This is a genomic window from Streptomyces sp. NPDC008137 (assembly GCF_042957035.1).
In the GTDB taxonomy this organism is placed as follows: Bacteria; Actinomycetota; Actinomycetes; order Streptomycetales; family Streptomycetaceae; genus Streptomyces.
The window spans coordinates 45,087-71,021 of record NZ_JBIBHN010000032.1 but is presented as its reverse complement, the minus strand read 5'-3'; the positions used below and the strand labels follow the sequence as shown (position 1 = coordinate 71,021).

At 71.6% G+C, this 25,935-nt stretch carries 25 protein-coding genes and 1 pseudogene; 17 read left to right on the top strand and 9 right to left on the bottom strand.

From position 1 onward, the window contains the following. Window positions 1-38: 38 nt before the first annotated feature. The 4 genes from ACFZBT_RS34295 to ACFZBT_RS34280 all read right to left on the bottom strand — a co-directional run bounded on the left by ACFZBT_RS34295 (window position 39) and on the right by ACFZBT_RS34280 (window position 2,914). Entirely contained in the window at window positions 39-422 is a 384-nt protein-coding gene (locus tag ACFZBT_RS34295) for a hypothetical protein (RefSeq protein WP_391112151.1), read from the bottom strand. 145 nt (window positions 423-567) lie between these two features. Further along, on the bottom strand, window positions 568-1,257 hold the full coding sequence (locus tag ACFZBT_RS34290) for a hypothetical protein (protein ID WP_391112148.1): 690 nt from the start codon (window positions 1,255-1,257) through the stop codon (window positions 568-570). 92 nt (window positions 1,258-1,349) lie between these two features. After that, window positions 1,350-2,408, bottom strand: a complete 1,059-nt coding sequence (locus ACFZBT_RS34285) for an LLM class flavin-dependent oxidoreductase (RefSeq protein WP_391112145.1) — start codon at window positions 2,406-2,408, stop codon at window positions 1,350-1,352. Continuing rightward, entirely contained in the window at window positions 2,408-2,914 is a 507-nt protein-coding gene (locus tag ACFZBT_RS34280) for an SRPBCC family protein (protein WP_391112143.1), read from the bottom strand. The genes ACFZBT_RS34285 and ACFZBT_RS34280 overlap by 1 nt, the downstream gene beginning before the upstream one ends. Before the next feature lie 325 nt (window positions 2,915-3,239). Between ACFZBT_RS34280 and ACFZBT_RS34275 the strand changes: the two genes are divergently transcribed. After that, window positions 3,240-4,592 carry a diacylglycerol kinase family protein gene (locus ACFZBT_RS34275; protein WP_391112194.1) on the top strand — a complete coding sequence of 451 codons (1,353 nt, stop codon included), beginning with the start codon at window positions 3,240-3,242 and terminating at the stop codon, window positions 4,590-4,592. Between the two features lie 68 nt (window positions 4,593-4,660). Here ACFZBT_RS34275 and ACFZBT_RS34270 read toward each other — a convergent pair whose 3' ends face one another. After that, on the bottom strand, window positions 4,661-4,987 hold the full coding sequence (locus tag ACFZBT_RS34270) for an antibiotic biosynthesis monooxygenase (protein ID WP_059416674.1): 327 nt from the start codon (window positions 4,985-4,987) through the stop codon (window positions 4,661-4,663). 116 nt (window positions 4,988-5,103) lie between these two features. On the opposite strand from ACFZBT_RS34270, the pseudogene ACFZBT_RS34265 reads away from it, so the two are divergent. Further along, window positions 5,104-6,056: pseudogene (locus tag ACFZBT_RS34265) on the top strand (epimerase). Between the two features lie 7 nt (window positions 6,057-6,063). On the opposite strand, the gene ACFZBT_RS34260 reads toward ACFZBT_RS34265, so the two are convergent. Continuing rightward, window positions 6,064-6,939, bottom strand: coding sequence for a hypothetical protein (locus tag ACFZBT_RS34260; RefSeq protein WP_391112140.1), 876 nt, complete (start codon window positions 6,937-6,939; stop codon window positions 6,064-6,066). Between the two features lie 125 nt (window positions 6,940-7,064). Continuing rightward, window positions 7,065-7,211: a hypothetical protein gene (locus ACFZBT_RS34255; protein ID WP_193482844.1), complete on the bottom strand. Its 147-nt coding sequence runs from the start codon at window positions 7,209-7,211 to the stop codon at window positions 7,065-7,067. 139 nt (window positions 7,212-7,350) lie between these two features. Between ACFZBT_RS34255 and ACFZBT_RS34250 the strand changes: the two genes are divergently transcribed. The 7 genes from ACFZBT_RS34250 to ACFZBT_RS34220 all read left to right on the top strand — a co-directional run bounded on the left by ACFZBT_RS34250 (window position 7,351) and on the right by ACFZBT_RS34220 (window position 14,262). Then, window positions 7,351-7,779, top strand: coding sequence for a hypothetical protein (locus ACFZBT_RS34250; protein ID WP_391112137.1), 429 nt, complete (start codon window positions 7,351-7,353; stop codon window positions 7,777-7,779). Between the two features lie 293 nt (window positions 7,780-8,072). Beyond that, the gene (gene pgm, locus ACFZBT_RS34245) at window positions 8,073-9,713 is read left to right on the top strand and encodes a phosphoglucomutase (alpha-D-glucose-1,6-bisphosphate-dependent) (RefSeq protein WP_391112134.1); all 1,641 of its coding nucleotides are present in this window, start codon (window positions 8,073-8,075) and stop codon (window positions 9,711-9,713) included. A 122-nt stretch (window positions 9,714-9,835) separates the two neighbouring features. Next, window positions 9,836-10,126 carry a zinc-ribbon domain-containing protein gene (locus ACFZBT_RS34240; RefSeq protein WP_391112131.1) on the top strand — a complete coding sequence of 97 codons (291 nt, stop codon included), beginning with the start codon at window positions 9,836-9,838 and terminating at the stop codon, window positions 10,124-10,126. Between the two features lie 125 nt (window positions 10,127-10,251). Then, complete coding sequence (locus ACFZBT_RS34235; RefSeq protein WP_391112128.1) at window positions 10,252-10,728, top strand: SRPBCC family protein; 477 nt, start codon at window positions 10,252-10,254, stop codon at window positions 10,726-10,728. 218 nt (window positions 10,729-10,946) lie between these two features. Next, the gene (locus tag ACFZBT_RS34230; protein ID WP_391112125.1) at window positions 10,947-11,954 is read left to right on the top strand and encodes a trypsin-like serine peptidase; all 1,008 of its coding nucleotides are present in this window, start codon (window positions 10,947-10,949) and stop codon (window positions 11,952-11,954) included. Then, entirely contained in the window at window positions 11,951-12,694 is a 744-nt protein-coding gene (locus ACFZBT_RS34225; RefSeq protein WP_391112191.1) for an LLM class flavin-dependent oxidoreductase, read from the top strand. The genes ACFZBT_RS34230 and ACFZBT_RS34225 overlap by 4 nt, the downstream gene beginning before the upstream one ends. A 119-nt stretch (window positions 12,695-12,813) precedes the next feature. Continuing rightward, the gene (locus tag ACFZBT_RS34220; protein ID WP_391112123.1) at window positions 12,814-14,262 is read left to right on the top strand and encodes a cytochrome P450; all 1,449 of its coding nucleotides are present in this window, start codon (window positions 12,814-12,816) and stop codon (window positions 14,260-14,262) included. Here the strand turns inward: ACFZBT_RS34220 and ACFZBT_RS34215 are convergent. Beyond that, window positions 14,225-14,479 carry an EF-hand domain-containing protein gene (locus ACFZBT_RS34215; protein WP_391112120.1) on the bottom strand — a complete coding sequence of 85 codons (255 nt, stop codon included), beginning with the start codon at window positions 14,477-14,479 and terminating at the stop codon, window positions 14,225-14,227. The two genes, ACFZBT_RS34220 and ACFZBT_RS34215, sit on opposite strands and share 38 nt — an antisense overlap. 286 nt (window positions 14,480-14,765) lie before the next feature. Between ACFZBT_RS34215 and ACFZBT_RS34210 the strand changes: the two genes are divergently transcribed. After that, entirely contained in the window at window positions 14,766-16,007 is a 1,242-nt protein-coding gene (locus ACFZBT_RS34210; RefSeq protein WP_391112117.1) for a nucleotide disphospho-sugar-binding domain-containing protein, read from the top strand. 18 nt (window positions 16,008-16,025) lie between these two features. Here ACFZBT_RS34210 and ACFZBT_RS34205 read toward each other — a convergent pair whose 3' ends face one another. Further along, entirely contained in the window at window positions 16,026-17,057 is a 1,032-nt protein-coding gene (locus ACFZBT_RS34205; RefSeq protein WP_391112114.1) for a substrate-binding domain-containing protein, read from the bottom strand. Window positions 17,058-17,426: 369 nt separating this feature from the next. On the opposite strand from ACFZBT_RS34205, the gene ACFZBT_RS34200 reads away from it, so the two are divergent. The 7 genes from ACFZBT_RS34200 to ACFZBT_RS34170 all read left to right on the top strand — a co-directional run bounded on the left by ACFZBT_RS34200 (window position 17,427) and on the right by ACFZBT_RS34170 (window position 25,683). Then, entirely contained in the window at window positions 17,427-18,707 is a 1,281-nt protein-coding gene (locus tag ACFZBT_RS34200; protein WP_391112112.1) for an extracellular solute-binding protein, read from the top strand. 52 nt (window positions 18,708-18,759) lie between these two features. Continuing rightward, window positions 18,760-19,713 (top strand): ABC transporter permease subunit, encoded by a 954-nt coding sequence (locus ACFZBT_RS34195; protein ID WP_391112109.1) that lies wholly within the window; start codon window positions 18,760-18,762, stop codon window positions 19,711-19,713. A gap of 31 nt (window positions 19,714-19,744) precedes the next feature. Next, the gene (locus tag ACFZBT_RS34190) at window positions 19,745-20,566 is read left to right on the top strand and encodes an ABC transporter permease subunit (RefSeq protein ID WP_391112189.1); all 822 of its coding nucleotides are present in this window, start codon (window positions 19,745-19,747) and stop codon (window positions 20,564-20,566) included. Between the two features lie 72 nt (window positions 20,567-20,638). Then, window positions 20,639-22,579, top strand: a complete 1,941-nt coding sequence (locus tag ACFZBT_RS34185; protein WP_391112106.1) for a beta-L-arabinofuranosidase domain-containing protein — start codon at window positions 20,639-20,641, stop codon at window positions 22,577-22,579. Next, window positions 22,528-22,986, top strand: coding sequence for a hypothetical protein (locus ACFZBT_RS34180; protein WP_391112104.1), 459 nt, complete (start codon window positions 22,528-22,530; stop codon window positions 22,984-22,986). The genes ACFZBT_RS34185 and ACFZBT_RS34180 overlap by 52 nt, the downstream gene beginning before the upstream one ends. A gap of 83 nt (window positions 22,987-23,069) precedes the next feature. Then, window positions 23,070-23,498 carry an Ig-like domain-containing protein gene (locus ACFZBT_RS34175; protein ID WP_391112101.1) on the top strand — a complete coding sequence of 143 codons (429 nt, stop codon included), beginning with the start codon at window positions 23,070-23,072 and terminating at the stop codon, window positions 23,496-23,498. 22 nt (window positions 23,499-23,520) lie between these two features. Then, the gene (locus tag ACFZBT_RS34170) at window positions 23,521-25,683 is read left to right on the top strand and encodes a beta-L-arabinofuranosidase domain-containing protein (protein WP_391112098.1); all 2,163 of its coding nucleotides are present in this window, start codon (window positions 23,521-23,523) and stop codon (window positions 25,681-25,683) included. The last annotated feature ends 252 nt before the right edge of the window (window positions 25,684-25,935 follow it).

The following is a 25,935-nucleotide window of genomic DNA, read 5'->3' as shown; positions in this document are numbered from 1 at the left end:
GGCCGCACGGCGCAGGCCCTTGTCGGTACTGCCGTCACTCAGCAGCGGAACGTCTGCAATTCCACGGCGTCCGGGGCGGATCCGACCGTCCCCGTACAACGGCTCGTCCCCGCCGCCCGGATGTGCGTACCGCCCCGGTCCGCGCCGGGTGCCCCGGTCACCACCGCGCTCGCCCCGGCCGCGCCCGCGGCCCTCGGTGTCCGTGCCGCCAGGTGGCGCAGCGACGGCTCCTCCTCGCCCGGACCGGGCTCCCCGGCTCTTTCGGCATCAGGTGTCGAAGCCGCACCGGTCGCCCGCACATCCACGGCTGCGGTGACCCAGGCCTCCGCCGTGCGCTCGCTCCGAGTGAGCCCCGGGGCGGCGAGCTGCAGCAGCAGACAGGCCACCAGGCCCACCACCACCGCCCATCGTCGCCGCACCATCAGACCCCCCGACACGGCCGCTGCGCCTACCAGTAGGCCGAGCGCGTCTCGCCCCCGTCAAGCCCTTGTGGGCTGATTCGCCCCGGTCGGCCAGTTGCTGCCGATATTCAACGGAAAGCGCTGCCGCCCTCCTCGCCGGACCGGGTCAGCGGCTGCCGCCGGGCAGACTCAGCACCTCGCTCGCCTTCGGCGCCCGGACGCCGAGGGGCTCGTCGAAGGCGCTGAACGCCGTGGTGGTGTGCTGCGCAGCGTTCTTGTAGACCGTCTTGAGCAGGTAGGGCTCGCCTTCCTCGGCCACGTAGAAGGTGTACGTCCCTCCCTTGTCCGCCTTGTCGGTCACGATCAGCTCGACGGCCTTCGTGCCCCCGACCCGGGTGGAGCCGCCCTTCTTCGCCGTGCCGAACGAGTCGAAGGGCCGCTCGCAGGAGGTGAGGCCGTTGCCCGAAGCGGCCGGGTCCACCGGCGTCTTCACCCACAGCTTCTGCTCGCCCGCGGCACCCGGGACCTTCTTCCACTTCTGCAGGTAGGCCCGGTTCGGCCGGACGTAGTCGGTCTTGCCCAGCCGGATCTGTTCCAGAGCGGCGCCTCCGGTCATCTCGGTCCTCGACCTGCACCGGCTGTCCAGGTCGGTCACGAGATGGCTGGTGATGGTGGCGCCGCTCGTCGTGCGGTTGGTGATGTCGACGGTGACGGAGTCCAGCTTTCGCATCGTCGCGTTGGCCTCGTCGAGCAGGTCGCCCGCGGACTTGTCCTCGCCGGTGCCGCCGGAGCCGCACCCCGCGAGGGCCGCGCCCGCCAGCAGGCACGCGAGCGCGGTCGTCGTCACGGTAGCCATGGCCCGCACGGAGCCCCCCTGATATTCATGTCGGCCGATGATCAGCACGGGAGCCTACCTGTCCGCCGGTGGGCCCGGCGGACAAGCCGGGGTCATGCTCCGGAACCGGCTTCCCGGACCAACTCGATCGCCCGGCCAAGGGTGTCGAGCCGGTCGTCCAGGGTCTCCCCGGCCGGGTAGAGGCGGACCGTGTCCACACCGGCGTCCCGCCAGACCCGCAGCCGCCGTCGCACCATCTCCTCGGTGCCGATGAGCGTGGTGGCCAGCACCATGTCGTCGGTGACGAGCCCCGCCGCGCCGTCCCGGTCGCCCGCCTGCCAGCGCTCCCGCACCTCCGCCGCGACCTCGGCCCAGCCCTGACGGCCGTAGGCCCGGTTGTAGAAGTTGGCCGACGCGGAACCCATGCCGCCCAGGCTGAAGGCGAGTTCCTTCTTCCGGCCCGCGACCATGGGCCCGAGCGCCTCCTCGTCCCGGGCGAACGCGACCTCGGCGCCCTGGCAGACGTCGAACCCGGCGCGGCCGCGCCCGGCGGCGGCCAGCCCCTCGTCCAGCGGGGCGAAGTAGGCCTCCGCCGCGCCCTCCGGTACGAAGCTGGTGCCGAGCCAGCCGTCCGCGACCTGGCCGGTCAGCCGCAGCATGGCGGGCGACAGCGCGGCCAGGTAGACGGGGACGGGGTGCTCGGCCCGCATCGACAGGCGCATCGGCACCGCCTCCCCGCCGGGCAGCGGAATCCTGAACTCGGCCCCCGAATGGGAGATCTTGCCGCCCGCGACCACCTGCCGCACGATCTCCACCGTCTCGCGCGTCCGGGCCAGAGGGCGAGCGAACGGCACCCCGTGGAGCCCCTCCATCACCTGTGGTCCGGACGGGCCCAGACCCAGCAGGAAGCGCCCGCCGGACAGATTGGACAGGGTGATCGCCGCCTGGGCGAGGGCCACCGGCGTGCGCGTCCCGACCTGCATGACCGCGGAGCCCAGCAGCATCCGCTCCGTACGGGCCGCGTAGAAGCCCAGGGCGGACGGGGCGTCCGACCCCCACGCCTCGGCCACCCAGCAGACGTCGAGCCCCAGTTTCTCCGCCTCGACGACGAAGTCGGCCTGCCGGGACCAGGAGCCGAGAGCCGCCGCCTCGACGGTCGTCGCCGTGCGCATCACGCCTCCGCCCGCTGCCTGATGTGCTCCAGCGTGGCGGTCATGCCTCGCTCGAACTCCCGCAACCTCACGAACACGATCTTCTGCTCTTTCTCCGGCATGGCGTCGATCGCGAAGGAGAGGCCGGAGCGCCCCGGCCCCATCCGCATCCACTGCGACAGTTCGGTCCCGCCGTCCCTGGTTTCGAGCCCGAACCGCCAGACGGCACTGGGCTCGGCCGGATCCCCGACCGCCCACGCGAACACCCGCTCCGGGTCGCAGGCGACGACCGTGCAGGTCGTCTCCCACTCACCCAGCGACTCGTGCCTGCTCCGGCCGGTGAACCGCGCCCCGACGGCAGGCCCGGCGGCCCCGCCGGTCCACCCCGCCCACTGCAACTCCTCGCTCAGATCCGGCATCCGCGTCACATCCGACACGAGCGCCCACACTCTCCCCGGCGGAGCGGCGATCCAGGTCGACACCTCGACCGTCGGTTGATCCGCGTACCGTGCGCCCGTCCACTCCATCGCGTGCCGGCCTCCTCGTCGGAAAGGGACTGTGAACAGCAGAGTTGCGTAATGAGACTCACTGGGTCAAGGGGGTGTGAGTGTCCGGTTGCCCAACGGGCGGTGAAGGTGCGCACCGGCGTGCCCCGGTGTGCGGAACCCAGCCCGCGGGGCCGCGTACGCTACCGATGGCTCCGCCCCGGGGGATCTTCACGTCTGACGTGCCCGCCGGTGGGGAGTCATCAGGGACGGCAGTGGCCGAGCCGATCCGTCGGCGGGCACCATGACGCACGGCAGGGCGTGGCAGCGAGGGGCGCCCGAGCCGGCCTTCGAGCGGAGGAACGAGATGGGATCGGCGATGGGCGAGCGGGATCACCGCCGGCAGAGATGGGCGGCCAGGGGAGCCCTGGCCGCGGTCGCGCTGGCCGCGTTTCTGCCCCTCGTCTCCGGCGGCCTGAAGGGACTGCTCCTGCTTCTGGCCGGCCTGGCGGGACTCGCCCTGACCGCGGCGGCGCTCTGGTGGGTCCTGTCCCGTCGCGGACCGGCACGCATGGCGGCGGCCGTACTGGCCGTGGTCGCCCCCGTCGGCGTCATCATCCTCTTCGCGGCCGCGAATCTGATCTGGGTGGTCTTCGCCTCGCTGCTGCTGTGGTGTCTCGCGGTCTGGAGCGGCCGCTACGCCCTGCGCAGCACGGGACTGCGGCCGGTACGGGTCAAGGAGTACCGGACACCGCCGCCGCAGCGCCCCTTCCTGCTGCTCAACCCGCGTTCCGGCGGCGGCAAGGTCGAGAAGTTCTCCCTCAAGGAGAAGGCCGAGGAGTTGGGTGCCCGGGTCGTCCTGCTCGACCCGGATCACCACCAGGACGTCACCGCCCTGGCCCAGGCCGCTGTGGCCGACGGAGCCGACCTCCTGGGCGTCGCGGGCGGCGACGGCACACAGGCGATGGTCGCCGCCGTCGCCGCGGAGCACGGCCTGCCGTTCCTCGTCATCTCGGCCGGCACACGCAACCACTTCGCCATGGATTTGGGCCTGGACCGGGACGACCCGTCCACCTGCCTCGACGCCCTCACGGACGGGGTCGAACTCCGCGTCGACCTCGGCTTCGCCGACGACCGTCCCTTCGTCAACAACGCGTCGTTCGGTGTCTACGGGGCTGTCGTCCAGAGCCCCGGCTACCGCGACGACAAGGTGGGTGCCGCGCTGGAGCGGCTGCCCGAACTGCTCACCCGGCAGAGCGGCCCGCGGCTGACGGCCAGCGCCGACGGCACCACCATCGCCGACCCGCAGGCCGTCCTGGTGAGCAACAACGCCTACCGCATGGACGACCCGTTCGGCTTCGGCAGGCGCGAGCGGCTCAACTCCGGGAAGCTGGGCGTGCTCGCGGTCCGTGTGGACAGCGCCGTGGAAGCGGCCGAACTCCTGCTGTCCCCGCGGCCGGAGGGCCTCACCGTGCTCACCGCCCAGCACGTCGTCGTCCACTCCGACGAACCGCATCTCGAAGTCGGCCTCGACGGCGAGGCACTCACCCTGCCCGCCCCCGTCCACTGCCGCATCGCCCGCCGGGCCCTGCGCGTCCGGGTGCCCCGCGACCGCCCCGGAGTCCCCGAGGCGCCGCCACGCCTGGACTGGCGCCGGCTCCGCAAACTGGCGGCCGCGGTCGGCCGTACCGCCGCGCCCACGCGTTCCCGGCGTTCCTGAGCCTGTATGTGCGAGGTCCCCCGTGCCTGAAAGCGGCATGGGGGACCTCGCGCGTGCGCTCAAGCGGGCTACGCGCCCTTCGGGCCCGCCTGCTGCACGACCTCGAAGGACCACAGGGTCGAGTCGCTCGCGGCGGGCTTGGGCCGCTCACCGCCCTCGCCGCCGCCCTGGTGCGCGGCCTTCATCGGCCCCTCCATCCAGGCCTGGAACGACGCCTCGTCACGCCACCGCGTGTAGACGAGGTAGGTGTCGGTGCCCTCCACCGGGCGGAGGAGCTCGAACCACTCGAACCCGTCGGAGCTCTCCACGGTGTGCGCGCGGGAGGCGAACCGCTTCTCCAGCGTCTCCCGCTGCTCGGCGGGCACGGTCAGCACGTTGATCTTGACTACGCTCATGGCCCCATCTTGCCCGATGGCACCGCCGGTCCGGCCGGGACCTGCACCCTCGAGAGGTTTTGAACGCCTTCAAATGTGGGCTGGGGTCGGTCCCACACGTCGAGGGGGAGACCTTCATGAAGATCGTGATACCCGGCGGGACCGGACAGGTCGGCACGGTCCTGAAGCGCGCGCTGAGCGCCGCAGGACATGACGTCGTGGTGCTGAGCAGGAGCCCCGCGAGCCCGGGCGAAGTGCGCTGGGACGGTGCGACCCCGGGGCCGTGGACGGAGGAGATCGACGGCAGCGACGTCGTCGTCAACCTGGCCGGGCGGAGCGTGAGCTGCCGGTACACCCCGGCCAACCCCCGCGGCATGATGGACTCGCGGGTCGACTCCGCCCGGGTCGTGGGCGAGGCCATCGCCAAGGCCGCCCGGCCGCCCCGGCTCTGGCTCCGGATGAGCACCGCGAGGATCTACGCCCACCGCTTCGACGCGCCCAACGACGAGGCCGGCGGCGTGATCGGCGGAGCCGAACCCGGCACCCCCGGTTACTGGGCCTGCAGCGTCGACATCGCCAAGGCCTGGGAGCGGGAGCAGGAGACGGCCGACACGCCGGACACCCGCAAGGTGGCCCTGCGCGCCGCCATGGTGATGAGCCCGGACCGCGGCGGTGTCTTCGACGTCCTGCTCCGGCCGGCCCGGCTCGGCCTCGGCGGCCCGGTCGCCGGCGGTGCGCAGTACGTGTCCTGGATACACGACCGGGACTTCGTCCGGGCGGTGGAGTTCCTCGTCGCCCGGGACGACATCCAGGGCCCGGTCAACCTCGCGGCTCCCGCGCCCCTGCCTCAGCGGGACTTGATGCGCGCCCTGCGTACCGCCTGGGGCATGCCCGTGGGGCTGCCCGCGACACGCCGGATGGCGGGGAGGCCGGCGCCTTCGTGCTGCGCTCGGACACCGAACTGCTGCTGAAGAGCAGGCGTGTCGTCCCAGGCCGTCTGCTGGCAGCGGGCTTCGGATTCGACCACCCCGCCTGGCCGGAGGCCGCGGACGACGTAGTACGGCGGGTCCGCGGCCGTGACCTGGGGTGAACCGGTGTCAGCTCTGGCCCTTGCCCTGCTCCAGGGCCTTGCCGGTCATGTCGGTGACCTGTCCGGCCGGCGGCTCGTCCGCCTCCATCGCGGTGCCGAAGCCGGTGAAGTCCATGACCGTGCGCACCGTGACCCGCTGCGGCGCTGACGAGGCATCGGCGGCGGACCGCTCCGCCGACGTCGGCGTCTTGAGGGTCATGTCGAGCTGCTGACGTCGCATCCTGCCCTCGTCGTCCAGCCACACGTCCATCGGCAGGGCCGGGCCGACCTGCTTGCGCAGGGTCTCGCCGTCGGGCAGCTCGGCGACGTCGACGGAGACGCGGTAGTGCGTGGTCCGCACCCCGCCGATCGTGGCCGTGCCCTTCTTGGTCACGTCCTTGTCGGTGATGGCTTTGGCGTACGCCGCCGACCGCGCCGGATCGCTCATGGAGTTGTCGCCGGCGCCCTGCTTCCGGGCGACCTTCCCCAGATCGATCTTGATCCAGGGCTTGCCGTCCGGCGCCTGCCCCTTCGGCATCTTCTGGTACAGCACCTGATCGATCACGCGCTGTTCGATCCGCTGCCCCCGCACCGTGAGCGTCATGACGCTGTCGCCGTCGTCCAGGTCCACGACGCCCTGCCCGTCGGCCGACTCCGAGGCGCCCTGGGCCGAGGTCCGCACCCGCAGCTTCACCTTGGCGGTGTCCTCCTCAGCCGTCCTGTCGTAGGCCGAGCGCACCGCCTGGGTGCCCTGCTCCTGTGTGGCGCCGCCGGCGGAGGAGGTACCCCGCGCGCCGTCGCCGCCGGTGTCCCCGTCCTCGCCGCAGCCGGTCAGCACCGTTCCCGCCAGGACACCGGCGACGCCTAAGGCGCAGACCCTCCTGCCGTTCCCTGCCCTGCTCATCGAACCAGCTCCTCTCAGGTGTGGTGCGACCCAAGTGCCCTGACCGGACATGAACACACGTGTCGGTACGAGGAGTTGGCCACCGGGAGGTACGTGGCGCGGCCGGTGCGGCTGTCCGGGCCGGCTCAGCGGCGGCCGCGGAGCTTGCCCAGCAGGCGCTGGGCCTGGGCCCGCTTGCGGGGGTCGGCCGCGGCCCGCCGCGCCTGCTCGACGGCCCGCCGCCCCTGCGGACTCCGGGCGAACTGCTTGATGCGATCCAGGATGTTGGCCATGAGGCACCTTCCCTCGTGCTGTGACGTGCTTGTTGTCTGTAGCTCGCTTACCCCTCCGACGTGGGGATCAGCCCTCACCCGACCCGACAGCGCGCGACCGAACGTGTTTGCCGACCGAGTCAGAGGCAAGTCGGTGTCCATGACTGAACAGAACAAGCGCACGAATCAGAAGCCGACCACCATTCGGACGACGGAGTCCAAGGCGCGCAACGCGGCGGACAAGGCGACCGCGCCGACGTCCCAGGCCGCCAAGCGTGCGGCGACCAAGGTCGATGACGCGGGGTCAGCGGTCAAGGCCGGCGCCGAGCGCTCCGCCGAGGCGACGACGGCGGCCATGCAGACCGCCGCCAAGGGCGTCGAGGCGGGCCGCCAGGCGGTCGTCACGGCCTCGGGCCACGTCGCGGCCACGGCCAAGACGGCCTGGACGGTCATCGCCCATCGCAAGCTCGTCGCCGCGGGCGTCGGAGCCGGCCTGACCGCCCTGAGCGCCGCGTCGTACGCCGTGGGGCGGCGCACGGAACGCGGCACGCACGGCCCTGTCACCCGGTTCACCGGCGGACGGATCTGACCACGGTAAGGGCGTCGACGTGACGGCCACGCGGAGGACAGGCGGCGCGGCGCGCATCACCGGGCGTCCCGGTGGTCCGCGGCGCCGCCTCCTTGCGGGCTCCGGTGCGCCTCGGCGTCCGCAGGCACCGCCTGCCCGTGCTCCCTGGCAACTCCCGCCGTCCGAAACGTCTCGTTCTCGTGGCTTGGCCCACATCCGGCCCTCGTAGTGGTGTCCCCCTCGCGCGGCACCGCCGTGACGAGGAAGGATGAGACCCGCAAGCGAAGGATCAACCCACGCGGAGGAGCGGGCCCATGCAGCACGAGCGAGCGGGCAACCCGGCCGGTTTCGAGGATCTCGTCGATGTGGCCCGGCTGGTGACCGCGTACTACGCGCTCCACCCCGACCTGGACGATCCGGGGCAGCGCGTCACGTTCGGGACCTCCGGACACCGCGGATCGTCCCTGGCGAGCGCGTTCAACGACGACCACATCGCCGCCACCAGCCAGGCCATCTGCGAGTACCGCGCCGAGCAGGGCATCACCGGCCCTCTCTTCCTGGGCGCGGACACCCACGCCCTGTCGGAGCCCGCGCGCGTCACCGCCCTGGAGGTGTTCGCCGCCAACGAGGTGACGGTGCTGATCGACGACGCGGACGGCTACACACCGACCCCGGCCGTCTCGCACGCCATCCTCGCCCACAACCGCGGCCGCACCACGGGGCTCGCGGACGGTGTCGTGGTCACGCCCTCCCACAACCCGCCCGCCGACGGCGGGTTCAAGTACAACCCGCCCAGCGGCGGCCCCGCCGCCTCCGACGCCACCTCGTGGATCCAGGACCGGGCCAACGAGATCATCCGGGGCGGCCTGAAGGACGTACGGCGCATCCCCTACGCCCGGGCCCTCGCGGCCCCCGCCACCGGCCGCTACGACTTCCTGGGCACCTATGTCGCCGACCTGCCCGGCGTGCTCGACCTGGACGCGATCCGGGTGGCCGGGGTGCGGATCGGGGCGGACCCGCTGGGCGGGGCGTCCGTCGCCTATTGGGGCCGCATCGCCGAACAGCACGGCATCGACCTCACCGTGGTCAACCCGCACACCGACCCCACCTGGCGGTTCATGACGCTGGACTGGGACGGCAAGATCCGTATGGACTGCTCGTCGCCGTACGCGATGGCCTCGCTCATCGAGCAGCGTGACCGCTTCCAGATCTCCACCGGCAACGACGCCGACGCCGACCGGCACGGCATCGTCACCCCGGACGCCGGACTGATGAACCCCAACCACTACCTGGCCGTCGCCATCTCCTACCTGTACGCCCACCGCGACCGCTGGCCGGCCGCCACCGGCATCGGCAAGACCCTGGTCTCCTCCGCCATGATCGACCGCGTCGCCGCCGACCTGGGCCGCGAACTGGTCGAGGTGCCCGTCGGGTTCAAGTGGTTCGTGGACGGGCTGGCCGGCGGAACCATCGGCTTCGGCGGGGAGGAGTCGGCCGGGGCGTCCTTCCTGCGCCGGGACGGCTCCGTGTGGACCACCGACAAGGACGGCATCATCCTGGCGCTGCTCGCCTCCGAGATCACGGCGGTCACCGGCAGGACCCCGTCGGAGCACTACGCCGCGCTGGCCGCCCGCTTCGGCGAGCCCGCCTACGCCCGGATCGACGCGCCGGCGTCCCGCGAGGAGAAGGCCCTCCTCGCCAAGCTCTCCCCGGCCCAGGTCAGCGCGGACACCCTGGCCGGAGACGCGGTCACCGCCGTCCTCACCGAGGCCCCGGGCAACGGCGCCCCCATCGGCGGCATCAAGGTGACCACGGACAACGCCTGGTTCGCGGCCCGCCCGTCGGGCACCGAGGACGTCTACAAGATCTACGCCGAGTCCTTCCTCGGCCCCGACCACCTCGGCCGGGTCCAGGAAGAGGCCAAGAGCGTGGTGCTGACGGCGCTGTCGGGCTGAGCACCGGCACCGTTCGGCCCGGGCCGCGATGACGGGGCCCGGGCCGAACGGGCTGCCGGCTCGTCCTGGTGGGCCGCGATACAGGACACTGGGGACAGATCCGATCCGGGAAGGACCGTCACGTGATCATCTTTGGCACCAAGGGATACCTGTACCAGCTGGCGATACTGACGCTGGTGTGCGGGCAGTGCGGCAATCCCGCCGCGCACACGCTCAGGAAGCGCGTCACGAAGTTCACGCTGTTCTTCGTGCCGCTGTTCCCGATCTCGACGAAGTATCTGACGCAGTGCACCTTCTGCGGCGCGGAACAGAAGGTGACCAAGGAGCAGGCGGAGCAGCTGCGGACCCAGGACGCGGGCGGCCAGGGCGGTCAGCCGTACGGGCAGCCGGAGCAGCGGCAGCACCGTTTCTAGGCACCGAAGGCACAGATCCGTGTGGCAACCCCAAGATCTCGGGTACTCGCCCCGCCACGGGCCCGGACCTGTGCAGCGGGGCTGATGGGCCTCCCGCAGTCGACCAGCGAAACGGAGGCATGAGGATGAGCACCGTCAAGGAAACCGTGGAAGTCGACGTTCCCGTCCACACCGCCTACAACCAGTGGACGCAGTTCGAGGAGTTCCCGAACTTCATGGAGGGCGTCGAGGAGGTCAGGCAACTGGACGACCGCCACAACCACTGGACCACCAAGATCGGCGGAGTGCGGCGGGAGTTCGACACCGAGATCGTCGACCAACTGGCCGACGAGCGCGTCACCTGGCGCACGACCAGCGGGGACACCAACCAGAGGGGGTCCGTCCGCTTCGAGCGCCTCGACGACACGCACACCAGGGTCGAGCTGGTGATGGACATCGAGCCCAGCGGAGCCGCGGAGAAGGCGGCGGACATGACGGGCACGATCGATCGCCGGGTCAAGGGCGACATGAAGCGCTTCAAGCAGTACATCGAGGAGCGCGGGACCGAGTCCGGCGCCTGGCGCGGACGCATCCAGCCCGGCGGTACCGGCCCCGCCCTCTGACCCTCACGCACCGTCCCGGACCCGGCCTCCACCGTGGAGGCCGGGTCCTTTTGCGCGCGGGCGGAGAGCGAGGTGAGGATTCGGCCATCGTTATGACATGCACCTGTCCATATCGGCCTCCTGGTGGCACGCTGCCCTCTGACTGTCCGCAGTGACGCCCCTGCCTGACCGGGCGGACGGTTCCCCGCCGCCCGGCCCCCGCAGCAGAAGGAGACCGCGTGATAGGCAGACCCCGCAGCCCTCGCCCGTCCGGCGGCACCACCCGCACTCGCCACACCCTCCTCGGCACCCTCGCAGGCGTCGCCGCCCTTCTGGCGACCGGCGTCACCGCCGCACCGGCGAGCGCCGCGCCCGAAGCGGGAACCATGGCGCCCTCGGCGAGATCAAGCGCCCTCGACTTCTGGACCCCGCAGCGGATGCGCGCGGCCACCCCGCTCGACATCCTGTCCGTCGACCGCTCCGACGTACGGGCCTCCGCACCCCGCAAGGGCAAGGCGACCGTCGTGGCACCCAGCGCACCCGGCTCCGACGCGGGACCCCTGGCGATCCCGCACGGCGGCGGCCCCTGGTCCGGCGGGGGAGCGGTGACCAAGACCGCGGGACGGGTGTTCTTCACCTACCAGGGGCGGACGGCCTCCTGCTCCGGCAACGCCGTCACCAGCGCCAACAAGAGCACCGTCATCACCGCCGGGCACTGCGTGAAGATGCAGGGAGCCTGGCACACCAACTGGGTGTTCGTGCCCGGCTATCACGACGGGCAGCGCCCGTACGGCACCTGGGCCGCGTCCAAGACCCTGTCCACGCCGCAGTGGACGGCCAGTGAGGACATCAACTACGACATCGGCGCCGCCGTAGTCGCCCCGCTGGACGGGAAACGGCTGACCGATGTCGTCGGCGGCCAGGGGCTGGCCTTCAACACCGGCTACAGCAAGGCCATGTACTCCTTCGGCTTCCCGGCCGCCGCGCCGTACGACGGCGAGAAGTTCATCTACTGCAGCGGAACCACCTTCCGGGACTTCCTGCTCTCCAGCGACCACGGCCTGACCTGCAACATGACCGGAGGCTCCAGCGGCGGCCCGTGGTTCACCCAGTTCGACGAGGCCACCGGGACCGGCCTGCAGTCCTCGGTGAACAGCTTCAAGTACAACTTCCTGCCCAACGCCATGTACGGCCCGTACTTCGGCGCCGACGCGCAGAACTTGTACCAGAGCGCCCAGTCGTCCTGATCCTCCGCAGCAGCGGGGAGCCGGGTCCTCGCGTCGCCGAACGGCGGCGGAGGACCCGGCTCCCCGCGTCGGTATCAGGAACCGGCCCGCATGTCGTACGCGACCTGGCACGAGAGGAAGGCGCCGGCGACTACGCCCACGACGGCGAGATCTGGCGGTTCCCGACCTCGACCAGCGTCCCCAAGCCGGTGCAGCGGCCCCACCCGCCCGTGTGGATCGCCGCCCGCGACCCCGCCTCCCACGACTTCGCGGTGGCGCAGGGCTGCAACGTCACGGTCACGCCGCTCATGAAGGGCGACGAGGAAGTCGTCGCCCTCAAAGCGACGTTCGACACCGCGGCCGCCGGCCACCCAGAGGTGCTACGGCCCGACCTGATGGTGCTGCGGCACACCCATGTCCACTCTCCTGACGAGCCCGACGGCTGGCGCCCGGCCGCCGAGGCGATCAACCGCTTCTACCGCACCTTCGACGCCTGGTTCGGGCAACGAGACCACTCCGCGGAACGGGTTCCTGCCGCCCAGCCCGGAGTCGAAGTTCGAGGACCGGCCGGAGTTCCTGCCGGAGTCACCGCACAGGACCGCGATGATCGGCACCCCGGCCGAGTCGTCGAGCGGCTGCGCGCCTATGAGGAACTCGGCGTCGACGAGTACAGCTTCTGGATCGACACCGGCCTCCCGCACGAGGAGAAGCGCAAGTCCCTGGAGCTGTTCATCAAGGAAGTGATGCCGGCCTTCCAGTGAGCCGAGGCCGGTGCCTCCCCAACCCGTGTGACACATGGATCGCAGAGGAGGGGAATCCCGCGACCGTGTACTGGGCATGCATCGATCGTTTGTCGCCCCCACAAGGAGTGAAACCGGCCATGAACGCTCCCGCGACGTCGAGCATCCGCACCGCCCCCGGTGGGCTCCCCCTGATCGGTCACGGCGTCCAACTCGCCCGCAACCCCCTGCCGTTCATCAGCTCCCTGCGTGAGCACGGCCCCGTCGTACGCATACGGATCGGCCCCACACCGGCCTATGTCGTCACCGACCCCGCCCTGACCCGCAAGGTCCTGGTGACCGACGCCGCGCACTACGCCAAGGGCGGCAAGATCATCGACGCGCTGCGCGTGTTCTTCGGCGACGGACTCGCGACGATCGCGGACGGCGACTCCCACCTGCGCAACCGACGTCTGATGCAGCCCATGTTCAACAAGGCCCATATCGCCGACCGCGGCGACGCCATGATCGAACAGGTCACGGCGATGGTCGGCGCATGGCCCGAAGGGCGGCCGCGTGACGTCTACGAGGACATGAACGAAGTCACGCTCGCGGCCTTCCTCGTCGCCCTGTTCGGCGCGGACCTGCCCGAGCACCTGGCGGGCGAGTTCACCTCGCTGATGCCGGACATCATGAAAGGAACGATTCGGCAGACCATCCTCCCGCCCTGGGCGACCCGGCTGCCGCTGCCCGCCAACCGGGCCCACGCGCAGCGCGTCGCCCGGCTCCGCGCCCTCATCGACCAGGCCATCGACCACCGCGCGAACCGGACCGCCGCCGCCTCCGACGTGGCGGCCCCGGACGCCGCCGGATGCCCGCACGCGGCTGCCCGCGAACAGCGGACCGGCCTCTTCGACACCCTGCTGACGGCGGAGGACCCGCTGTCCCGTCAGCAGCTCCAGGACGAGGCCATCACCCTGCTGACCGGGGCGATCGAGACCACCGGCACCACGCTGGCCTGGACGCTGTATGAGATCACCCGTCATCCGCGGATCGAGCGACGGCTGCGCGAGGAACTCACCACGGTGTGCGCGGACCGTCCGTTGCGCTACGGCGACCTGGAACACCTGCCCTTCGCCCGTCAGGTGCTGCAGGAAGTCATCCGCAAGTACGGGCCGGCCTGGCTGGTGACCCGGACCGCCACCCGCGACATCGATCTCGGCGGTCACCTCGTGCCCCAGGGCGCGGACGTCGTCTGGAGTCCCTACCTCCACCAGCACGATCCCGACGTGTTCGCCGACCCCGAGGTCTTCGACCCGGACCGCTGGACACCCGAGAAGGTGTCGGCCACCCGGGGCTCGTTCCTCGCGTTCGGCGACGGCCGCCGCAAGTGCATCGGCGAGAACTTCGCCTGGGCCGAGCTCCAGATCATCCTGGCGACCGTCCTGCGGACCTGGCCGTCCTTCGAACTCACCTCCCGCGCGCCGCGGCCCCAGGCCGTGGTCACGGTCAAGCCGGACCAGCTGGCCATGGAGTTCCGCCGTAGCGATGGCCGTCGGCCGGAAGACGCCGTCAGCTCCAGCCGAACCGACGGTCCACCACCACGGTGAACTCGTCCAGGGTCAGCACCGCGTCCCCGTTCTGGTCGGCGGTGTCGAACAACGCGGAGGAAGCGTCGGCGTCCTGCACTCCCCAGTACGGCAGGACGCCGGAGGCCGCCAGAGACGGTCCGTTCGTCCGCAGAGCGACGATCACCTCTTCCCGGGTGAGAACCCCGTCATGGTCGAGGTCGAGCGCCTCGAACAGTCTGCGGGCCTTGTCACTCATCCTTGTCCCCATCACAACTCGGGCAGGCCGGCGAATCCATCCCGCTCACCGGGGAGGACGCCTTGCGGGGCGACCGGGTTGCCACGTGGGGCCCGTTCCGAGGCCGTCCTCGGTCTCGGAACAACCGGGTCGCCGCCAACGGGCTCATCAAGAGCTGGGCACCGGCCCACGGCCCTGAGCCGCCGCGGCGCCGACCACTCTCCGCGCCTCACCCGCACCGGCGATTCTCGGACCTCTGCCGGCGTCCACCGCGTGTCGTCCGCCCCGCCGGGCCACACTGGGACCCATGCGGCTGGTGATCATGACGGCGGGATCGCGCGGCGACGTCGCGCCGTACACCGGGCTGGGCGCGCGGCTGGCGCGCAGCGGGCACGAGGTCACGCTCGTCACCCACGCCCTGTTCGAGCCGCTGACCGCCGGCACCGGGGTGCGATTCCACCCGACCCCGGTCGACCCGCACGCCGAACTGCACTCCGAGCGCGGCCGCGGCCTGCACGCCAGCACGACAGGGCTCGGCAAGCTGCTGCGCGTCGTCTCGATGGCCAGGTCGGCGGCCGAGGAGATGACCGACGACCTGGTCCGGGCGGCACGAGGCGCCGACGCCGTGCTGGCCGCCGGAGCCGTGGCGCCGCTGGGCCGCGCCATCGCCGAGGGACTGACCCTGCCCAGCCTGGGCCTGTTCCTCCAACCCCAGCATCCGACACGGGAGTTCGGGGCACCCATGCTCGGCGGCCGCTCGCTCGGCACCGTGGGCAACCACCTGGGCGGACTCGCCGTCACCACCGCCGTCGACCAGGTCTTCACCCGGGCCGTGCGTCGGCTGCGCACCCGGCACGGCATGACGCTGCCCGGCCCCGCCGCGATCCGCCGGGCCCAGGAGCGGGCGCGGTGGCCGGTGCTGCACGGCTTCAGCGAGGTGGTGGTGTCCCGGCCGCGGGACTGGCGGCCCGGGCTGGAGATCACCGGGTACTGGTGGCCGTACGACACCCGGAGCCTGCCCCCGGACGTGGAGGAGTTCCTCGCCGCCGGGCCCGCCCCCGTCTTCATCGGGCTGGGCAGCGCCACCGTGCCCGACCCCGAGCGTCTCAGCCGCGAGATCGTGCGCGCCCTGCGCACTGCCGGACTGCGCGGCATCATCCAGCAGGGCTGGGCGGGCCTCGCCGCCCGCACCGACGACGTGATCACCGTCGGCGATGTGCCGCACGCGTCGCTGTTTCCCCGGACGGCCGCCGTCGTCCACCACGCCGGAGCCGGCACCACCGCCGCCGTCCTGCGCGCGGGTGTCCCGACCGTGCCGGTGCCGGTGCAGTTCGACGCCGGCTTCTGGGCGACCCGTCTCGTCGCCCTGGGCACCGCCCCCTGCGTCGTTCCCCTGCGCCGCCTCACCGCCGACACGCTCGCCCCCGCCCTGCGCCGGGCCGTGGGAGAACCGGCCCACCGCGACCGTGCCCGGGAGGTGGCGCGCCACCTGGCCGAGGAGGACGGCGTGGCACCGGTCCTGGCGGCACTCGGCCGACTCGCGAAGTGAGCCGCGGGGCGCCGCGACTCACGACAGCGGCACCGTCGACCCCCTGATCACCACCCGGCAGGGCAGGGTCTCGACGCCGGAGCGGCGGGTGCCGCCGGAGATCGCCGTGAACAGGGCGTGAGCGGCGGCCCGCCCGACCTGTTCGAGGTTCATGTCGACACTGGTCAGCGGCGGCCGGGACGCGGACGTCAGGACCCGCCAGTTGTCGAAGCCCATGACCGCCACGTCCTCCGGCACCCGCCGGCCGCGCTCGCGCAGGACGTCGATGACGCCCCGGGCGATCTGGTCGCTGCCGCACAGCACGGCGTCCACCTCCGGGTGCTGGTCGAGCAGCATCGCGGTGGCCGCCCGCCCCCAGCCCTCCGACCACGCCCCGAACCGCGGCTCACCCACCAGCGCCAGACCGGCGCCGGCGAGCCCGGCCCGGGCGCCCTCGGCCCGCTCCTGAGCGGCGGCGTACCCGGGGTCGCCGGTGATGTGCGCGATGCGGGTACGGCCGCAGGCCAGCAGATGCTCGACGGCGATCCGGCCCGCGCCGACGCTGTCCGGGACGATGGACAGATCCTCCGGATTCTCAGACGGCGCGTACGCGTAGACCACGGGGACCGGCAACTCCCGTCCCAGGGACGGACGCGGGTCGGTCCGGCTGCCTACCACGATGAGACCGTCGACCCGGCGGCCCAGCAGCGCGCGGACATGGTGCTGCTCGCGGATCGCGTCCCCGCGGGCGTCGCACAGGAAGACCGCGACCTCGCCCGCCCCGAAGGCGTCCTCGGCGCCCATCAGTATCGGGATGCTGAACCGGCCCTCCAGGTCGCTGGTCAGCAGCCCCACGGTGCCCGTCCGGCCGGCCAGCAGGCCCCGGGCCACCTGATTGGGCCGGAACGCGAGGCGCTCGGCCGCCTCGATCACGCGCGTTCTGGTCTCCGCCCGCACCTGGCTGCGGCCGTTGAGGGCCTTGGAAGCCGTGGCGATCGACACGCCCGCCAGCCGGGCGACATCGCTGAGGGTGGCGGGCTGCGAACGCGAGGGGCCGGTGGCCTGTGCCATGGGTCTTCTCCTGTCTCGCGTCGCCTGCCGACGCCGTCGAGGGCAGTCCAAACAGTACGCGGAAATTTTCGGTCCCGCCCTGGTCCGGGTTTTCGAGTTCAGCTCAGAAACCGCTTCACGCAAGGGGATTGACGGGTCCTGGGATGCGTCCTTAGCGTCTCAGAAAGCCTTTTCGGCCCGTTTCCGCCACTCAGTTCAGTGCCACCACATCATTGTCCCGACCGGCAGGCCCGCGCACGGCCCGCCGCGACACAAGGGGAATCGACCATGGGGAGCACGGGGAGCACGGGGAGCACGGGGAGCACGGGGAGCACGGGGAGCACGGGGAGCACGGGGAGCACGGGGAGCACGGCCGGACCGCGTGGACACATGCGCCGCCTCGTCACAGGTGCCATCGCCCTGCTCGTTACCGCGAGCCTGGTCACCGCGTGCGGCTCGGACAACGACGGCTCCGGCGGGGGAGGGGACAAGGCGGCCGCCGGCGGTGTCGACGACGGCACCAAGCTGACGATGTGGACGCGCGCGGCGACCCGGCCGCAGAGCGAGGCCCTGGTCGAGGCCTACAACGCCGACCACAAAAACAAGATCGAACTGACCGTCGTCCCCACCGACGACTACCAGGCCAAGGTCGGCGCGGCGGCCGGATCACGCGACCTGCCCGACCTGTTCGCCTCCGACGTCGTGTTCGTGCCCAACTACACCTCCAGCGGCCTCTTCGCCGACCTCACCGACCGCGTCGACGCCCTGCCCTTCGCCGAGCACCTGGCCCAGTCGCACATCAAGGCCGGCACGTACGAGGACAAGAAGTACGTGGTCCCGCACACCCTCGACCTGTCGGTGCTCTTCTACAACAAGGAGCTCTACCGGAAGGCGAAGCTCGACCCCGAGAAGCCGCCCACCACCCTGCGCGAGTGGGACCGGCAGGCCCGGGCCGTGGACGCGCTCGGCGGCGGTGTCCACGGCACCTTCTTCGGCGGCAACTGTGGCGGCTGCGGCGTCTTCACCTGGTGGCCGTCCGTCTGGGCCGCCGGGGAGGACGTCCTGAACGAGGAGGGCACCGAGGCGAATCTCGCCTCCACCGCCTCGAAGAAGGTCTACGACACCTACCGCGGCTGGGTGCGCGACGACATCGTGGCGCCCGGCGCCCGCGAGGAGACGGGCACGACCTGGACCGGCGTCTTCCCCAAGGGCGAGGTCGGCGTGATGCCCATGCCGTCGACCACGCTCGGGCTGATGCCCAAGGACCTGGACCTCGGCGTCGCGCCCATCCCCGGCCCCGACGGCGGCAGGTCCACCTTCGTCGGCGGCGACGCCATCGGCATCTCCGCCACCAGCGAGTCGGCCGACCAGGCCTGGAACTTCCTCGCCTGGTCCCTGGGCGACAAGGCCCAGGTCGACGTGGTCGCCGCGCACAAGGACGTGGTGGCCCGCACCGACCTCGCGTCCAACAAGCACTCCAAGGCCGACCCGCGCCTCGTCACCATCAACGAACTCGTCGCCGAGGGCCGCACCCCGTACGCCATGAAGTTCGGCCAGACCTTCAACGACCCCAACGGGCCCTGGCTGGAGCTGATGCGCCACGCCGCCTTCGGCGACGGCAAGACGGTCGAGAAGGACAACGACGCCGTCACCGCCTCACTGGCCGACTGAACCGACCCTCGCGACGTCCTACGGCTGAGACCTTCTACGGCTAAGGAGAGCCATGCCGGTGAGAGTGGCCGACCGGGCGACGGCCGAGCACCTGACACCGCCGCGGCGGCGGGCCGGCACACCCCCGCCCCGATGGCGCTCCCGCAAGGCCAAGGGCCTGGCCTACGCGGCCCCCACGGCGGTGTTCGTCGCGGTCTTCTTCCTGCTGCCCCTGCTGCTGGTCGGTCAGATGTCGCTCAGCGACTGGCCGCTGCTCGGGGGAGACCGGGGCGTCAACGCGCCCGAGAACTACACCGACATCACCGACGGCACCCTGTTCTGGCCCGCGATCCGGTTCACCCTCCTCTACACCGTCATCGTCACGGTCGTCCTGCTCGCCCTGGCGCTGCTCCTGGCCCTGCTGGTGCAGGAGTCCCGCCCCGGCGCGGGCTTCTTCCGCACGGTCTACTTCCTCCCCGGCGCCCTCGGGCTGGCCTCCGCGTCCCTGCTGTTCTGGGGCCTGTACAGCCCGACCACCGGCCCGCTCAGCCGCATCCTCGAAGGTTTCGGCCTCGTCGACGACCCGGTGTCCTTCCTCGGCTCACCGACCTCGGCCCTGTGGTCGACGGTGTTCCTGATCGTCTGGAAGTTCGCCGGCTTCTACATGCTGATCCTGCTCGTGGGCCTGCAGCGCATCCCGCACGAGGTGTACGAGGCGGCACGGACGGACGGCGCGAGCCGCCCCCAGATCTTCCGCTCCATCACCCTGCCGCTGCTGCGGCCCTCCCTCGCCCTGTGCCTCCTGCTGTGCGTGACCGGCTCCCTGCTCGCCTTCGACCAGTTCTTCATCCTCACCAAGGGCGGACCGGACAACAGCACGGTCACCGTCGTCCAGCTGATCTACCGGGAGGCGTTCCAGCGGCTGAACCTCGGCACCGCGGCGGCCCTCTCGATCCTCGTGCTGGCCGCGCTGCTCCTGCTGAACGCCCTGCAGTTCCGGGGCCTGCGCCGCGCCGACGAGTCATGACACCCGCCGCCTCATGAGAAGGGACACCACGGTGCTCACCCGCGCCCTGGGCCGGACGCCCCACTATGTCGTCGCCGGCTCCCTGGCCGTCATCTTCCTCTTCCCGCTGCTGTGGAACGCCTGGGCGTCCGTGAGCGGTCAGCCCGGCACCGCCCAGCAGTCCGGCTACGGCCTCGGCAACTACCGGACGCTGCTCGAGTACGACGCGGGCCTGTGGCGCTACCTGCTCAACAGCACGGTCGTCTCCGCACTGACCGTCGCCCTGACCCTGGGGGTGTCCCTGCTGGGCGGCTACGCCTTCGCCCGCTTCGACTTCCCCGGCAAGAACCTGCTGTTCCTGCTGACCCTGGCCATCCTCATGGTCCCCTACGCCACCCTCCTCATCCCGCTCTACGTCCTGCTGGGCCGCCTCCAGCTGCAGAACTCGCTGATCGGACTGAGCCTCGTCCTCGCCATGTTCCAACTGCCGTTCGCCACCTTCATGATGCGGATCTCCTTCGAGGCGGTACCCCGCGAACTGGAGGAGGCGGCCCTCGTCGACGGCTGCGGCACGGCGGGCGCGCTGCGCCGTGTGCTCCTTCCGGCGGTGCGGCCCGGACTGATCACCGTGGGACTGTTCGCGTTCCTCGCCGCCTGGAACGACTTCATCGCACCCCTGATCCTCATCTCCGACAGCGAGAAGGCACCGCTGCCCCTGGCCGTCGCGAACCTGCGGCAGCAGAGCATGGGCGCCGTCGACTACGGCGCCACCGAGGCGGGCGTGGTGGTCCTGGCCGTGCCCTGCCTGCTGCTCTTCCTGCTGCTGCAACGGCACTACATCAGAGGCTTCATGTCCGGCGCCCTCAAGGGCTGAGCCGGAACAGAGCAGAGCCGCCTCTACGGACAAGACGGACCACCGGAAGGACGTGGACGAAGGCATGGACTGGTGAGGGACAACACGGCACGCCCCCTCGTGCTGCCGGTGGCGCCGACCCGGGGCCGGCTGCGCCCGCTCGGCCTGGACGAGGTCCGGATCACCGGCGGCTTCTGGGCCAGGCGCCGCCACACCAACGCGACCGCGACGCTCGGCCACTGCCGCGACTGGATGGAACGCGAGGGCTGGACCGGCAACTTCCGGGCCGCCGCCGAGGGCCGCGTCCACACCGACCGACGTGGCCGGGAGTTCGCCGACTCCGAGATCTACAAGCTCCTGGAGGCCATGTCCTGGGCGGGCGCCGCGTACGACGGGGACGTCGCGGCGCTCACCGACGTCATCGCCCCCGCCCAGCACCCGGACGGCTACCTGAACACCGCCTTCGGCCGCCCCGGACAGCAGCCCCGCTACAGCGACCTCGAATGGGGCCACGAACTCTACTGTCACGGGCACCTCGTCCAAGCGGGTGTGGCACAGGCCCGCGCCCGGGGCGAGGGCGAGCTGACGAAGATCGCCCGGCGGGCCGCCGATCACATCTGCACCGACTTCGGGCCCGGCGGCAACCAGGGCCTCTGCGGGCACCCGGAGATCGAGACGGCCCTGGTGGAACTCGCCAGGCTGACGGGGGAGCAGCGCTACCTCGACCAGGCCGCGCTGTTCCTCGGCCGACGCGGCCACGGCACCCTCGCCGACATCGAGTTCGGCCGCGCCTACTTCCAGGACGACCTGCCCGTACGCCGGGCCACGGCGCTGCGCGGCCACGCCGTGCGTGCCCTGTACCTCGCGGCCGGCGCGGTCGACGTGGCCGTGGAGACCGGCGAAGAGGAGCTGCTCGCCGCCGTCGTGCGGCAGTGGGAGGCGACGGTCGCCCGGCGGACCTATCTGACCGGCGGGATGGGCTCGCACCACCGCGACGAGTCCTTCGGCGACGACTTCGTGCTGCCGCCGGACCGCGCCTACTCGGAGACCTGTGCCGGTGTCGCCTCGGTGATGCTCGCCTGGCGGCTGCTGCTGGCCACCGGCGAGCCGCGCTTCGCGGACCTGGCCGAGCGGACGCTGTTCAACGTGATCGCCGCCTCCCCGTCCGAGGACGGCCGGTCCTTCTTCTACGCCAACACCCTGCACCGCCGGCACCGGGGCACCGTGCCGCCGGCGGACCGCGTCAGCCCGCGCGCCGACTCCGGCCTGCGCGCCCCCTGGTTCGCGGTGTCGTGCTGCCCGACCAACGTCGCGCGCACTCTCGCCCAACTGCCGGCGTACCTGGCGACGGCGGACGACGACGGCCTCCAACTGCACCAGTACGCCGACGCGGAACTCGCCACCTCCCTGGGCGACGGGCAGGGCGTGGCGCTGCGGGTCCGTACCGACTACCCGTCCGGCGGGACCGTGGCCGTACGGATCAGCCGCTCCCCGGCCCGCCCCTGGACCCTGTCCCTGCGCGTCCCCGCGTGGACGGCGGGGGAGACGGCCCGGCTGGTCGACCCGGACGGGAATCGCCGTACGGTCGCCCCCGGCACGGCACTGGTCACCAGGGTCTTCCGGCCCGGCGACGAGCTACGCCTCGAACTGCCCGTCACCCCGCGCTGGATCCGGTCCGACCCCCGCATCGACGCGACACGCGGCACGGTGGCCGTCCAGCGCGGACCCCTCGTCTACTGCGCCGAATCCACCGACCTGCCGGACGGACACGACGTCGACGCGCTCCGCGTGGACCCGTCCGCCGAACCGGAGGACGGTCCGGACGGCACGGTCCTCGCGCCGGGGGAAGTCGCCGAACCGCATGACACCGCCTGGCCGTACCCGCCGCTCGAAGAAGCCACGACAGCCGCGGCCGTCCTCGAGTCGATCACCCTGGTCCCCTACCACTCCTGGGCGAACCGCGGGCCCTCGACCATGCGCGTGTGGCTGCCGACGACCCCGCCCCCGACGACGCCCACCGGAAGGCAGCCGTGACCGCACAGCGAAGACGACACCGCCGCGGCATCCTGGCCGGGGCGCTGGCCCTGGGCCTGCCGGCCCCGCTCGCGGCCACCGCCCCCGCGGCGGCGGACAACACGGCGATCGGCTACCCGGTCTACTCCGGATCCGGCCACCCCGTCCCCACGCTCCCGGCCGGCTTCACCGTCCACCGCACCCTGCGCGCCCAGTACGAAGCCGACCGCAGGACCGGGGACGGCACCGACTTCTGGATGGACCGCATGCTGGCCCGCAAGGGCGAGGACCCGGCCGGGCACTGGCTGTTCACCCGGGGACGCGCCGTGTTCATGAAGGAACACACACACTGTCCCAGCTGGGCTTCGCCGGCAAGGTCGCCTACTGGGAGAGCATCGACAACCGGTCCGCGTACACGATCACCCTGAACGTCGACGGCGAGAGCCGCACCCTGCGGGAGAACACCGCCGCCCGCACACAGACTCCCGACCTGCCCGAGCAGGTGACGCTCGTGTACGCCGACGGCTCCACGGCCCGCTCGCCCGTGGCCCGGCCGGCCCTGACCGAGGACCAGGTCGCCGAGGGCGGCACCAGCGTCACGATCACCGGTCTCGCCGACCGCACCGCCCAGCCGGTCACCGCCACCGTGTGGGTACGGCAGACCGACGCGGTCGAGATCACCGGCATCGCCGAGGAACGCGTCCCCACCCGCCCCGGCAGGGCCCCCACGCTCCCCGCCACCGTGGTCGCCACCTACAACGACGGTTCCAGGGACAGCCGGACCCGAGTGACCTGGGACCCGGTCGATCCGGACCAGTACGCCGGACCCGGGACCTTCGAGGTCGGGGGAACCGTGCCGGACACCTCGCACGGCGCCACGGCCACGATCACCGTGACACCCCCGCGCGACCCGGGTGGGACATCTCCCGCCCGCCGATGACCCACGACGATCGGAGTGCGCCATGTTCCAGCCACCCACCCGACGCCGCGTGCTGAGCCTGACCGCCGGGGCCGCGGCCACAGCGACCCCGCTCATCGCCTCCGGCGCGCCGGCCCAGGCCGCCCCCACCGGCTCCGCAGCCGAGGCCCCCGAGGCCGCCGCGCGAGCGCTTCCCGCCCAGCCGGCCTGGGCGGTGCGGCCCTTCGGCCTGGATCAGGTCACCCTCGGCGCGGGAGTCTTCCGGGCCAAGCGCGATCTGATGCTCGACTACGCTCGCGCCTACCCGGCCGACCGCGTCCTGGCCGTCTTCCGCGCGAACGCCGGACTGGACACACGCGGCGCACGGCCGCCGGGCGGCTGGGAAACCACCGACGGCAACCTGCGCGGCCACTACGGCGGCCACTTCCTCACCCTCATCGCACAGGCGTACGCAGACACCCGCGAGGCAGCCCTCAAGTCCAAGCTCGACTACCTGGTCACGGCCCTCGGCGAGTGCCAGCATGCCCTCGCCGAACACGGCGACCCGAGACCGAGCCACCCCGGCTACCTGGCGGCCTACCCGGAGAGCCAGTTCATCCTCCTGGAGAGCTACACGACGTACCCCACCATCTGGGCGCCGTACTACACCTGCCACAAGATCATGCGCGGCCTCCTGGACGCGCACATCCTGGCCGGAAACGGACAGGCGCTGACCATCGCCGCGAAGATGGGCGACTGGGTGCACAGCCGTCTGGCCCGGCTGCCGAAGGCGCAGCTGGAACGCATGTGGTCGATCTACATCGCCGGCGAGTACGGCGGCATGAACGAGGTCGTGACGGACCTGTACGCCCTCACCGGCCGGCCGGAACACCTCGCGGTCGCCCGCTGCTTCGACAACACCGCACTGCTCGACGCCTGCGCGGAGAACCGTGACGTCCTGGAAGGCAAGCACGCCAACCAGCACATCCCGCAGTTCACCGGCTACCTCCGCCTGTTCGACCACACGGGCGAGGAGACCTACGCCGCCGCGGCCCGCAACTTCTGGCGGATGGTGCAGAGTTCCCGCACCTACGCCCTGGGCGGCACCGGTCAGGGCGAGATGTTCCGCGCCCGCGGCGCCATCGCGGCGACCCTCGACGACAAGAACGCCGAGACCTGCGCCACCTACAACATGCTCAAGCTGAGCCGGCAGCTCTTCTTCCACGAGCCGGACCCCGCCTACATGGACTACTACGAGCGGGGCCTGACCAACCACATCCTCGCCTCCCGCCGGGACACTCCCAGCACCGACAGCCCCGAGGTCACCTACTTCGTCGGCATGGGCCCGGGCGTACGACGCGGCTACGGCAACACGGGCACGTGCTGCGGCGGCACCGGCATGGAGAACCACACCAAGTACCAGGACTCGGTCTACTTCCGCTCCGCCGACGGCAACACCCTGTACGTCAACCTGTACCTGGCCTCCACCCTGCGCTGGCCGGAACGCGGCCTCGTCATCGAGCAGACGAGCGACTACCCGGCCGAGGGCGTACGCACCCTGACCTTCCGTGAGGGCGGCGGCCGGCTCGCGGTCAAGCTCCGCATCCCCTCCTGGGCCACGACAGGCGTCACGGTCACGGTCAACGGAACTCCGCACCGGGCGAAAGCAGTGCCCGGCACCTACCTCACCCTGGACAGAGACTGGCGCCGAGGCGACCGCGTCCGCGTCTCGGCGCCCTACCGTCTGCACATCGAACGAGCCCTGGACGACCGGACCGTCCAAGCACTCTTCCACGGCCCGCTCCTCCTCACGGCCCAAAGCCCGGAGCAGCGATTCCGCACCTTCTCCTTCTACAAGGACTTCACGCTCCGCGGCGATCTGGCCGACGCGATCAAACCCGCCTCCCGTCCCCTGCACTTCACCACGCACAACCTCACCCTCGCCCCCTTCCACCTGGGCAACGACGCCCCCTACCACGCCTACTTCAAGCGCTCCGAACCCGCCATCGTGTTCGGAGCGGCCGACTCGGGCGTCCCCAACCGCGCCCGCCCCGACGGCCAGACCTTCCTCGACGCCCTGTGGCTACAGGCCCCCTTCCCGTCCTCCGCCTCCTTCGTACGCGCCGTACACACCCTCGCGGACCGCTGGCTGTCCGAGAACCTGTTCACCCGCACCGAACGCGACCGCGTCGTCACGGCGGCGAACAACGCGGACCTGAGGCGCTGAACGCTCCGAAATCGCCAAATCCGGACCGGAAGTCGTCTGGACCACTTCCGAGTCTTGAACACGCCTGTCCGGATCTGCTTGGGTGACGACTCAATGGCCGCCATCCGGTGGCGTATTGGGGGGAATGGTTTCTGTGCTGGGCCGGCAGCGGGGCATGAACACGCCGTACGACGAGCGACCTCACCGGCCCCTTCCGTCCGCCTGGATCCCGCACCGCCACTGAGCGGGCGGGGCCAGGCGATCCCGGTCTCA